Annotated in this window: 8 protein-coding genes; 6 read left to right on the forward strand and 2 right to left on the reverse strand. The window is 43.3% G+C overall.

Annotated features, from left to right (window positions below):
* The 4 genes from RCH62_RS07660 to RCH62_RS07675 all read left to right on the forward strand — a co-directional run.
* The coding region (locus RCH62_RS07660; RefSeq protein WP_306474959.1) for an ABC transporter substrate-binding protein at positions 1-741 on the forward strand (741 nt) is incomplete at its 5' end.
* A gap of 194 nt (positions 742-935) precedes the next feature.
* Positions 936-1,547: a YesL family protein gene (locus tag RCH62_RS07665; RefSeq protein WP_306474960.1), complete on the forward strand. Its 612-nt coding sequence runs from the start codon at positions 936-938 to the stop codon at positions 1,545-1,547.
* Positions 1,548-1,549: 2 nt separating this feature from the next.
* On the forward strand, positions 1,550-3,196 hold the full coding sequence (locus RCH62_RS07670) for a sensor histidine kinase (RefSeq protein WP_306474961.1): 1,647 nt from the start codon (positions 1,550-1,552) through the stop codon (positions 3,194-3,196).
* A 12-nt stretch (positions 3,197-3,208) separates the two neighbouring features.
* The gene (locus RCH62_RS07675) at positions 3,209-4,507 is read left to right on the forward strand and encodes a response regulator transcription factor (RefSeq protein WP_048789471.1); all 1,299 of its coding nucleotides are present in this window, start codon (positions 3,209-3,211) and stop codon (positions 4,505-4,507) included.
* Positions 4,508-4,558: 51 nt separating this feature from the next.
* Here RCH62_RS07675 and RCH62_RS07680 read toward each other — a convergent pair whose 3' ends face one another.
* Both RCH62_RS07680 and tyrS read right to left on the reverse strand, forming a co-directional pair.
* Entirely contained in the window at positions 4,559-5,401 is an 843-nt protein-coding gene (locus RCH62_RS07680) for a methyltransferase domain-containing protein (protein WP_048789472.1), read from the reverse strand.
* A 56-nt stretch (positions 5,402-5,457) separates the two neighbouring features.
* Positions 5,458-6,714, reverse strand: a complete 1,257-nt coding sequence (tyrS, locus tag RCH62_RS07685) for a tyrosine--tRNA ligase (protein WP_048789473.1) — start codon at positions 6,712-6,714, stop codon at positions 5,458-5,460.
* Positions 6,715-6,913: 199 nt separating this feature from the next.
* Between tyrS and pbp1b the strand changes: the two genes are divergently transcribed.
* A complete protein-coding gene (pbp1b, locus tag RCH62_RS07690) occupies positions 6,914-9,355 on the forward strand; it encodes a penicillin-binding protein PBP1B (protein WP_048789474.1) in 2,442 nt (813 codons plus the stop codon).
* A 421-nt stretch (positions 9,356-9,776) separates the two neighbouring features.
* The coding region (rpoB, locus tag RCH62_RS07695; protein ID WP_306474962.1) for a DNA-directed RNA polymerase subunit beta at positions 9,777-12,558 on the forward strand (2,782 nt) is incomplete at its 3' end.

Here is a 12,558-nt window from a genome sequence, read left to right on the forward strand (position 1 = left end):
GAAAACTTGAAGACTCTTCATAAATACTATGAAGCTGGCTACATTCCAAAAGACGTAGCTACAAGCGACACTGGATATGACCTTTCTCAAGATACTTGGTTGGTACGTGAAGAAACAGTAGGACCTGCTGACTACGGTAACAGCTTGCTTACTCGTGTAGCAAACCGTAAGATCGAGATCAAACCATTCACTCAACTTTACAAGAAAAACAACACTACTCAAGTTGCAAACTTTGTCATCTCAAACAACTCTAAGAACAAAGAAAAAGCAATGGAAGTATTGAACCTCTTGAACACAAACCCAGAACTCTTGAACGGACTTGTTTATGGTCCAGAAGGCAAGAACTGGGAAAAAGTTGAAGGTAAAGAAAACCGTGTGAAAGTCTTGGATGGCTACAACGGAAACACTCACATGTCTGGATGGAATACTGGTAACAACTGGATTCTTTACATCAACGAAAACGTAACGGATGAGCAAATTGCACAATCTAAGAAAGACTTGGAAACTGCAAAAGAATCTCCAGCACTTGGATTCATCTTCAACACTGAAAACGTGAAATCAGAAATCACTGCCCTTACAAACACTTTGAACCAATTCACAAGTGCCATCAATACAGGTACAGTAGATCCTGAAGTTGAAATTCCTAAGATGCTTGAAAAATTGAAATCAGAAGGTGCTTACCAAAAAGTATTGGATGAAATCCAAAAACAATACGATGAGTACCTTGCTTCTAAGAAATAAGCTAACATTACTTGCTTAAGTCTATCAAAAGACTTTGAGGTCTTCGCACTTCAAAGTCTTTTCTGTTGATGATTTTGAAATCGAAATCATCAGGGGAAATGTGCTATAATATAGGGTATAATCATCAGTTGTACTAGGGAAACTATACTAAGTCATAAGCTCCCCTATACAGCAAATGAACATGGAGACAAATTATGGGAAGAATGATTGAATTTATTTTTACAAGAGTCTATTTAGCCATGCTGGCAACAGGAATCTTTTGGGCGCTAACCTTTTGTGGAGGCATCCTGTTTGGGTTTGGGCCAGCTAGTGCAACGATTATGAGTCTATATGCCGAACATGGATCTGATTACAAACAATATGGTTGGTCTGAAGCTTGGTCGCTTTATAAAGAAAACTTTCGTCGGGCCAACCAGGTTTTCTATACATTTTTTTTAATCGAGGCCATTCTTGTCTATGGCATGTATCTGATGGTTCAATTGCCTCACTTGTCCCTGTTTCAGATTTTTATCCTATTGGTGAATCTGATTTTCTTATTGGTGGCTCCCCTGACTTTTGCAGTCTATCTCAAGCTTCAAGTCCATTTTGACTTGTCCTATCTCAACAGCTTGAAGTTGAGTTTCATTGGTGCTTTTCTGGATATTCGTGCAGTGACCAAGTTTCTCTTGGGGACCTTTCTTCTAGGGGTTGTTACCCATTTCGTTCCGGCTTTGTTTTTCTTTGTTTTACTGGGCTTGTGGCATTTCTTTGTCAATGACATTTTTCAACCCGTCTACGAAACAATTCGCTCTAAAGTGGTTTCTTAATTATGAAAAAAATATGGTTAGCGACTCTTTTGAAGTTCTATGCCTATATCATGGTGGGGATCATCACGACCTTAGGCGTAACAGTATCCTTGGTCTATTGGCATAATCAGCGAGCAGAAACCGATCGGATCGCTCAGTTGATTTCCTCTCGCTTGACTGCTGAGGTAGAGGATATCTACAAAAGATCGACACAATGGGGAAAGAGTCTGGTAGAAAACCCTGCCAAGCTCGAAGGAGTTTACAAGTACTTTTCAATGTCGCCTTCTGAATACGAAAGTTGGCGACTGGACAATTACTTTTCCAACTATATTCAAGTCTCCCTGCACCGCAATGTTGAGACTCTTTACTTGGAACATGACGCACTCGACCAAATCGATTTGGTGTTAAATGACTATACGACTGTGTTTGTCTCCAGTAAAAATAAAAAAGGAGGGCAACAAGTTCCAGCGGATCGGTACAAGGCCAGCTCGCAAGCCATCCCAGTCTCCTTAACGGATGTGACGACTGGCGAGGATATTGGACTGGCTTATATTAAAATCAATCCAGCGCTATTGGATTCTGTCGTTGACAATATTCAAGACACGATTCCAGTTGCCGTCCAAATCTATAATCCCTTGGGCAAGGTTTTTTACCACAGAGGGGATATCAACCCTAAAGATCACAGCCAGTGGATTGTGCGAGATACTGCTTACGGCTATCAAATCTGGGTTGGGATTCCGACCTCTTACACGGTTCGAACAGCCTTGTTTAGTTTTACCTGGATGATTTCGGTCGCCTTAATCCTGGTCTTGGTCTTGTATCTCTTGCTTCAACGAATTTTCCGTAATTACCAAAAACAAGTTTTGGATTTGGTAGATACCATGGAAGCCATCAGCCAGGGGGATTCTGAGCGACGGATCAATGTGGATACCAAAGAGCAGGAGCTCCTTTTAGTTGCAGAAACGACCAATACCATGTTAGACAATATGGACAAGTCTATCCGTGATATCTATCAGCTACAACTGAGCCAAAAAGATGCCAATTTGAAGGCCTTGCAAGCGCAGATTAATCCGCATTTTATGTATAATACCATGGAGTTTATTCGCATGTATGCAGTTATGCAGGATCAAGAAGAATTAGCTGATATTATTTACGAATTTAGTAGTCTCCTTCGAAACAATATTTCAGAGGAGAAAGAAACGACCATCGAAAATGAGTTGGAATTTTGTAGAAAATACAGCTATCTCTGTATGGTGCGTTATCCAAAATCGATTGCTTATGGCTTTAAAATTGAACCCGGTCTAGAAGAGATGGTTATTCCGAAGTTTACTCTTCAGCCACTAGTGGAAAATTACTTTGTTCATGGAGTTGATCACAAGCGCAAGGACAATGTCATTAGTATCAAAGTCCGTCATGTTGGAGGAGCTGTGGAAATTCGGGTTCAAGACAATGGGAGAGGACTGGGACCGAGCCAACTGCAACGGATCCAACAAATATTGAGTCATAGGGATCCACGAGAAGAAGTAGAAGAGAGTAAGGGGCGACAATCGATTGGGATTGTCAATGTCCACGAGCGTTTCCTTCTCTACTTTGGGGATCGTTACCACATTCAAATTACATCAGAAAAAGGAAAAGGTGTTCTCTATACGATTACCATCGAGGACACTTAAGAGGAAAGAATCGTGTATAAAGTCTTATTGGTTGACGATGAATATATGATTACTGAGGGGTTGAAAAAACTGATTCCCTTTGAAAAATGGGACATGGAGGTTGTTTACACAGCAGAGGATGCAGATCAAGCCTTGGCCTATGTTGCGGATTATCCAGTGGATATCGTGATTACGGATGTCAATATGCCAGGAAAAACTGGTCTAGAAATGATTGATCAAATGCAGTCCATTCTTCCCCATGCGGCTTATATCATTATGTCGGGCTACCAGGATTTTGCTTATGTAAAAAAAGCCTTAAACCTCCGGGTGGCAGACTACCTGTTAAAGCCTGTCAATAAGGTGGAGCTGGGGAATATCCTAGAAAAGTTATCTCAAACTCTAAAAAAACCAGACCAAGAAACGGCCAATCGGCTCCTTCATGAAGATTGGTCAGAAGAAGAGTTCGAACAAGCCATCCGAGGAAGAAAACAACTCTGGATTGGAGTGGATAAGGAAAGGAAGGGCTTTGCCAGTTCGTCTTATCAGGTCTTAGGAAAAAATCTTCAACTCTATCTTTCCGATGAGGATGAAGGAGCTTTCCTACAGCGCCGTTTCCAAGCACCTTATAAGGAACATTTTCAACAATTTAAAGAGCTTGTTGAACGAAGTCTGTTTTATGGGGATCTCCCTTTGGAGGAAGAAGATGGTGTCTTTAATTACTACGAACCCATCTACCGTGTCATCATTCAGGGAAATATCCAACAGATTTTGGAGGAGTTGAACTGGTTGGAAGAAACCGTGAGAAGCCATACCCCAAAAGTGGCGATAGCCAAGCAACTCTTTATTCAGTTCATTATGGATGTCTTTCATTTGTTTGAACACCTGCAGGGAGATAACCTGACAGAAGTTGTGAAAGCCGTTCATGAGACAACGACTTTCGAGGATCTTGTTACCTGCGTTCGGAATCAATTGGAGACCTTCTTCTCTCAATATCGGATGAACAATAATGTGGCGACCGTCTTAGAAGTAATTGGACGCGACTATCGGAAGGAACTGTCGCTCAAGGATATCAGCAAAGATCTCTATATCAATCCTGTTTATTTAGGGCAATTGATCAAACGTGAGACCAATTCCACCTTTGCAGAGCTCTTGAATAAACAACGGATCAAAGCTGCCCAACAGTTGCTTTTATCCACAACGGAAAGCATTGAAGATATTTGCTATGAAGTTGGCTACAGCAATGTCGGTTACTTTTATAAAGTATTCCGCAAGTTGTGTGGCAAGTCTCCTAAAGCCTACCGTCAACAAATCGGCGTAGAGGAAAGTGACTGATCTGAAAACATGAAAAATACCCTCCATTTTCTAATCAATGGAGGGTATTTTTTAGTTGCTTCTTCCGATCAAAATCGTGGCAGAAATGGTGACCTGAGTCAAATCGTTCCAGTCAATTTGAGCTGGATTGACGTGAAAGAGGAGAGGCGTCATGCTCAGAAGGGCCTCCCGCAATGCTGGTGTTAGTTCGAAGGTTTCCTGGCAATGGATGGTGTTTTCAATCGTAAAATGATCAGAGAAATGTTGAATAATCTGCTCATTGGAATAATCGGCCTGATCCAGGTGATCCTTCACCTTCTGACGAATCTCTTGCAGATGGGCGGCTGTTGGGATGACCTTGATAAGGCGACCTTCTGGGGCCAGGACCCGTTTAAATTCCTGATAATTTGCTGGCGAAAAGATATCTAGGAGAAGGTCCATGCTCTGGTCCAAAAGAGGGAGACGGGCTAAATCTCCGACAAACCACTTGACCTTCCATTCCTGGTCGCTTTTGGCAGCCAGTTGGATCGATTCCTTAGATAAATCAAAGGCGTAAAAGGAATGGTCTGGATAGCGTTCCTGTAAGCTGCGCGAATAGTAGCCTTCTCCACAACCAATATCTAAAATGTTGGCTGGATGGTCCAGTGGAGACAAACATTCTGACAGGCTAGTGAGGATATGGTCGTAAAAACCGTTCTCTAGAACGAGTTGCCGGTTTTGAAAATTCTCCTTGTCATAGTCCTTGGAAGCCTTCACTTGTGGGGCTAAGTTCACATAGCCAAACTTAGCAAGGTCAAAGGAGTGGCGGTTAGTGCAGACCAAGCTTTGTTGGATCAGGTCAAGGGCTTCTTGACAGATGGGACAGGCAAAAGCAGTGGCTGTTTGAAATCGTTGTAATTTTGGTTTGATCGTCATGATACATCTAGTGTACCAAAAAACCTCTGAAAGTCATAGCTTCAGAGGTCTTCTTTTTAATAAGTCAAAACAAAGTATTTTTTCTTACCGCGACGGATAACGGTCAATTCATTTTCTAATTTATCGCTATCGCTCAAGACATAGTCAAGGTCTTGGATGCGGTCGCCGTTGACGTAGATAGCTCCATTTTGAACATCTTCTCGGGCTTGGCGTTTGGAATTCACCACGCCAGAAGACACGAGCAATTCTACGATATTGTGGTTTTCGTCCGCTTGTACTTGGTAGTTTGGTACACCACGAAGTCCTTGTTTGAGTTCTTTGACAGAAAGGTTTTTGATGTTTCCTGCAAAGAGTTGCTCAGTGATGTTAAGGGCTTCCTTGTAGGCTTCTTCACCGTGAACAAGTGTTACGACTTCACGAGCCAAGACTTTTTGAGCCAAGCGTTCATGAGGAGCAGCTTCAAACTGTTTGCGGATGTCTTCAATCTCATCCAGTGACAAGAAAGTAAAGATTTTCAAGAAGCGTACAGCGTCAGCATCCATGACATTCATCCAGAATTGGTACATTTCGTATGGAGAAGTCTTTTCAGGGTTGAGCCAAACCGCATTCCCTTCAGATTTACCAAATTTCTTACCAGTCGCATCTGTAATGAGGGGAACAGTGATGACGTGACCAGTCTTATCAGCCTTCCGACGAAGCAACTCTGTACCAGCTGTCATATTTCCCCACTGGTCAGAACCACCGATTTGCAAAGTGACATTGTGCTCTTGGTTCAGAACAAAGAAGTCGTAGCCTTGCATGATTTGGTAGGCAAATTCAGTGTAAGAAATTCCTGTTTCGATACGTTTCTTCACAGATTCCTTGCTCATCATGTAGTTGACAGTAAAGTATTTTCCGATGTCGCGAAGGAAGTCAATGAAGCTAATGCTGCCAAACCAGTCGTAGTTATTGACCATGACAGCCTTATTTTCCCCATTTTCAAAATCTAAGAAACGAGACAATTGCCCTTGGATAGAAGTGACCCAACCGTCTACAGTCTCCTTAGTTTGTAAACTGCGCTCGGCATCTTTGAAAGAAGGGTCTCCAATGAGTCCGGTCGCACCACCGACAAGCGCATAAGGTTTGTGGCCTGCCAATTGTAAGCGACGACTGGTCAAGATTGCAACAAGGTGCCCAAGGTGCAAACTATCAGCAGTTGGATCGTAGCCAGTATAATACGATACTTGTCCTTCTTCTAGGGCTTTACGCAAAGCATCTTCGTCAGTCGTTTGGAAAATCAAACCACGTTCTTTTAGCTCATCAAAAATGTGCATCGTTCTCTCCTTTTCTAAGCTACTGGCCGGATCGATGAAAACAGTCCAGTATCTGTATGGTTTCTCTCTATTTTACCATAATGACTTGAAATAGCAATGAAAGGACGAAAAAAATCCAGTTGGAAACGGTGTTCTCAACTTTAGGAATTGAAAAGGAAGTGGTCCATTTGGTATAATAGGAAGGACAAGGAGAAATAGAGTGAGTCAAATGAGAGAATTTTTTACAAAGTGCGGGAAGAAAATAAAAGACTTCTTTGCCAAGATGACTGTTGAGGTCGATGAGAAAGAAGACAAGGAGGGCTGGTCACTAGGAGATTTCCTAGCAACCATTCTCCGGACGATGAAACTCCTTTGGGATGTGTTATTGGTGTTTGCTATAGGTGGTCTCTTGTTTGGTGCAGGGATTGCAATTGGCTATGCAGCCAGCCTATTTAATGAGACAGAGACACCGGATCCGACCCAATTGGTTCAACAAGTGCGAAATATTTCGAGCGTTTCAAAGATTTCCTACTCAGATGGAAGCATCATTTCTGATATTGACAGTGACTTGATTCGGATTCCTGTCCAAAAGGATGCGATTTCGGACAATGTCAAAAAGGCTGTTATTGCAACTGAGGACGAAAATTTTAATAGCCATAACGGGGTTGTTCCGAAAGCGGTAATCCGGGCTACCTTGGGTTCAGTTGCTGGAGTAGGGTCCTCTAGTGGTGGTTCGACTCTGACCCAACAGTTGATCAAACAACAAGTTGTGGGAGATGCACCGACCTTCTCACGGAAGGCCGCTGAGATTATCGATGCCCTTGCTCTGGAGCGGGTAATGGATAAGGACGAAATTTTAACGACCTACCTCAATGTCTCTCCATTTGGTCGAAACAACCGGGGACAAAATATCGCAGGAGTGGAAGCTGCAGCTCAAGGGATTTTTGGTGTTTCTGCCAAAGACTTGACTGTTCCACAGGCGGCATTTATTGCTGGTTTGCCACAGAGTCCAATTGTCTACTCGCCTTACGCTTCTGATGGCAGCCTCAAGACTCCGGAAAATCAAGCTTTAGGCTTGGATCGTGCCAAGGATGTCTTGTACAATATGTATCGGACGGGTGCTATCAGCAAGGAAGAGTACGACCAATATAGTCAATATGATCTAAGCAAGGATTTCCTTCCTTCAAATGGCATCGAGAAGACACCACACGACTACTTGTATTTCCAAGCTGTTAGTGAAGCGGAAGATGCTATGTATGAGTATCTAATCAAGAGAGACAACGTTTCTAGTCACGACCTAAAAAACAATTCAACGGTTAAGTCTTATCAAGAGTTAGCGAAGAAAGAATTGAGAGAGGGTGGCTATACGGTCCAAACCACTATCAACAAAGCTATCTACAATGCCATGCAAGAAGCAGTTGCCAATTATGGTGGTATCTTGGATGATGGAACAGGTACGGTGGAAGTTGGGAATGTCCTTATGGACAACCGAACAGGAGCGATTCTTGGCTTTGTTGGGGGACGGAATTTTGACGGGAATCAAAATAACCATGCCTTTGATACAAAGCGTTCTCCAGGTTCTACCATTAAACCCTTGCTGGCTTATGGAATCGCCATTGACCAAGGCTTGATGGGAAGCAATAGCATCGTCTCCAATTACCCAACCAACTTCTCTAGTGGAGAGCCAATTATGCACGTGGATAACCGAGGAACTGGTATGATGGACCTCCGAGAGGCCCTCAATACCTCATGGAATATCCCAGCTTATTGGACCTATCGTACTCTCCGTGAAAAGGGTGTCGATGTACCTGGCTATATGGAAAAAATGGGCTACGATATCGCTGAGTACGGCATTGAAAGTCTGCCAATGGGAGGCGGGATCGAAGTAAGCGTTGCCCAACATACAAACGGTTATCAAACCCTTGCCAATAATGGGAATTACCAAAAACGCTACATGATTGAAAAAATCATGGACCAAAACGGAAAAGTTGTTTACCAGCACGAAAGCAAACCAACTCGAGTATACTCAGCAGCAACTGCGACTATCATGCAGGATCTGTTAAGAGGTGTCATCAGCTCCGGTGCAACAACGACCTTCAAGAGCCGGATCAGCCAGGTCAACCCAACCCTTGCTAATGCCGATTGGATCGGGAAAACCGGAACTACCAATGAGAATGGAGATATGTGGCTCATGCTGTCTACTCCAAATCTCACCTTAGGTGGCTGGATTGGACACGATAACAATGCTTCTATGGCTCCATTGACAGGTTACAACAACAACGCAAGCTACATGGCCTATTTAGCCAATGCTATCTACCAGGCGGATCCAAATGCTTGGGGAGTGCAAGACCGCTTCACCCTAGATAGTAGTGTCATTTCATCGACTGTTCTGAAAGCTACAGGACAACGACCTGGTCGTGTCAATGTCAATGGTCGTGACATCGATGTGTCGGGTGCGACAGTTACCAGCTATTGGGCTAAAAATGGTGCTCCACAAACGACCTACCGTTTTGCTATTGGTGGATCAGATAATGATTATGCTAGTGCTTGGGCTGGAATGCTAGGAGGTTCAGCGGGGACTTCCAATGGGAATCGCAATAGCAATCGGACAGGCAATACTAGTACGCCAAGCAGTTCATCATCGAGTGGACAAAACCGGTAAAAATTATCAGGGACAATACCATAAAATCGTTTTCATGTCTAGAGAAAACCTTGTGTTTTTTGTGAAAATACGATATAATAAGGACAAGTAATTTGTCGTGTGCTTTATTTGAAATATTGTCCAAATAGAAGCTTACAGCAGTTAAATCAAACTTTATAAAAGTCGATTTAGCTGCTCTTTTTGTGCCTATTTTTAGAAACAAACAGATTTGTCATACAAACTTAATCTTTCTAAAAATTCCAAAAAGGATGAATGATACGGAGGAGATTTCTTCTCACGTGATGTAGATCACACCCCCTTCATAACATCGTTTCGACTGGATCAGAACTATTCTGATGTGGTCAGAAGCGATCTAGAAACCGGATTTTCAGAGAGGGCCTTCCCCTAGCTGGTATCCTAGTATAGAAAAGGAGTTAAAACTTTGGCAGGACATGACGTTCAATACGGGAAACATCGGACCCGTCGTAGTTTTTCAAGAATCAAAGAAGTTCTTGATTTACCAAATTTGATTGAAATCCAAACGGATTCATTTAAAGATTTTCTGGATCATGGTTTGAAAGAAGTTTTCGAAGATGTATTGCCAATTTCGAACTTCACAGACACAATGGAGTTGGAATTCGTCGGCTATGAAATCAGAGAACCAAAGTATACCTTGGAAGAAGCACGTATCCATGATGCGAGCTATTCTGCCCCAATCTTTGTAACCTTCCGCTTGGTTAACAAGGAAACAGGCGAAATCAAAACTCAAGAAGTCTTCTTTGGTGATTTCCCAATCATGACTGAGATGGGAACCTTCATCATCAATGGTGGAGAGCGGATCATCGTATCTCAGCTCGTCCGTTCACCAGGTGTCTACTTCAATGATAAGGTGGACAAGAACGGTAAGGTTGGCTATGGATCAACGGTTATTCCGAACCGTGGAGCTTGGCTAGAGCTTGAAACAGACTCAAAAGATATTGCTTATACTCGTATCGACCGTACGCGTAAGATTCCATTTACGACCTTAGTTCGTGCCCTTGGTTTCTCTGGGGATGACGAGATTTTTGATATCTTTGGGGATAGTGAATTAGTTCGCAACACTGTTGAAAAAGATATCCACAAAAATCCAATGGATTCTCGTACAGATGAAGCTCTTAAAGAAATTTATGAGCGTCTTCGTCCAGGTGAGCCAAAAACAGCGGAAAGCTCACGTAGCTTGTTGGTAGCCCGTTTCTTTGACCCACGTCGTTATGACTTGGCCCCAGTTGGTCGCTACAAGATCAACAAGAAACTCAATATCAAGAACCGTTTGTTGAACCAAACGATCGCAGAACCATTGGTAGATGCCGAAACAGGAGAAATCCTTGTAGAAGCTGGTACCGTGATGACACGCGATGTCATCGACAGCATCTCAGAACATTTGGATGGTGATCTGAACAAGATTGTCTATACTCCAAATGATTCAGCAGTATTGACAGAACCAGTCGTTCTTCAAAAATTCAAGGTTGTGGCACCAACAGATCCAGATCGCGTTGTCACTATCATCGGCAATGCTAATCCAGATGATAAGGTTCGTACCATCACTCCAGCCGATATCCTTGCTGAAATGAGCTACTTCCTTAACTTGGCTGAAGGTCTTGGCCGCGTGGATGATATCGACCACCTTGGAAACCGCCGGATCCGTGCGGTTGGTGAATTACTTGCCAACCAAGTGCGTCTTGGACTTTCACGGATGGAACGTAATGTTCGTGAACGCATGTCTGTTCAAGATAATGAAGTATTAACACCACAACAAATTATCAACATTCGTCCAGTGACTGCAGCGATCAAAGAATTCTTTGGTTCTTCACAATTGTCCCAGTTCATGGACCAACACAATCCACTTTCTGAGTTGTCTCACAAACGTCGTTTATCAGCTTTAGGGCCTGGTGGTTTGACACGTGACCGTGCTGGATACGAAGTCCGTGACGTGCACTACACTCACTATGGACGTATGTGTCCAATCGAAACACCTGAAGGACCAAACATCGGTTTGATTAACAACTTGTCATCCTACGGACACTTGAACAAGTATGGATTCATCCAAACGCCATACCGTAAAGTAGACCGTGAAAAAGGTGTGGTCACTAACGAAATCGTTTGGTTGACAGCTGATGAAGAAGATGAGTACATCGTAGCCCAGTCCAACTCTAAGTTGAACGAAAAAGGTGGTTTTGCTGAGCCAATCGTTATGGGACGTCACCGTGGTAACAACCAAGAGTTCCCATCTGATCAAGTCGACTACATGGATGTATCTCCAAAACAAGTAGTTGCCGTTGCGACAGCATGTATTCCGTTCTTGGAAAACGATGACTCCAACCGTGCCCTCATGGGTGCCAACATGCAACGTCAGGCTGTGCCATTGATCGATCCAAAAGCGCCTTACGTGGGTACTGGTATGGAATATCAAGCAGCTCATGACTCAGGAGCTGCAGTCATTGCGCAACATGATGGTAAAGTTAGCTATGCAGATGCGGATAAGGTAGAAGTTCGTCGTAAAGATGGATCTCTTGATGTCTACCACATCCAAAAATTCCGTCGTTCAAACTCAGGTACTGCATACAACCAACGTACTCTTGTAAAAGTTGGTGACGTTGTTGAAAAAGGAGACTTTATCGCAGACGGTCCATCGATGGAAAAAGGGGAAATGGCCCTTGGTCAAAACCCAATCGTCGCATACATGACATGGGAAGGTTACAACTTTGAGGATGCCGTTATCATGAGCGAACGCTTGGTGAAAGAAGATGTCTACACATCTGTTCACTTGGAAGAATTCGAATCAGAAACGCGCGACACTAAGTTAGGCCCTGAAGAAATCACTCGTGAAATTCCAAACGTTGGGGAAGATGCTCTCAGAAACCTTGACGAAATGGGTATTATCCGTATCGGTGCGGAAGTAAAAGAAGGCGACATCTTAGTTGGTAAGGTGACACCGAAGGGTGAAAAAGACCTTTCTGCTGAAGAACGTCTCCTCCACGCTATTTTTGGAGATAAATCTCGTGAAGTGCGTGATACTTCTCTTCGTGTACCTCACGGTGGAGATGGTGTTGTTCGCGATGTCAAGATCTTTACGCGTGCAAACGGAGATGAATTGCAATCGGGTGTGAACATGTTGGTTCGTGTTTACATCGCACAAAAACGCAAGATCCGCGTCGGAGATAAGATGGCCGGTCGTCACGGAAACA

Origin of the sequence: Streptococcus sp., assembly GCF_030825805.1 — a bacterium.
Taxonomy (GTDB): Bacteria; Bacillota; Bacilli; order Lactobacillales; family Streptococcaceae; genus Streptococcus.

Bases quoted from the DNA above. Each gene is read 5' to 3' on its own strand.
- RCH62_RS07665 (WP_306474960.1), top strand. From the start codon at position 936: ATGGGAAGAATGATTGAATTTATTTTTACAAGAGTCTATTTAGCCATG.
- RCH62_RS07670 (WP_306474961.1), top strand. From the start codon at position 1,550: ATGAAAAAAATATGGTTAGCGACTCTTTTGAAGTTCTATGCCTATATC.
- RCH62_RS07680 (WP_048789472.1), bottom strand. From the start codon at position 5,401: ATGACGATCAAACCAAAATTACAACGATTTCAAACAGCCACTGCTTTT.
- tyrS (WP_048789473.1), bottom strand. From the start codon at position 6,714: ATGCACATTTTTGATGAGCTAAAAGAACGTGGTTTGATTTTCCAAACG.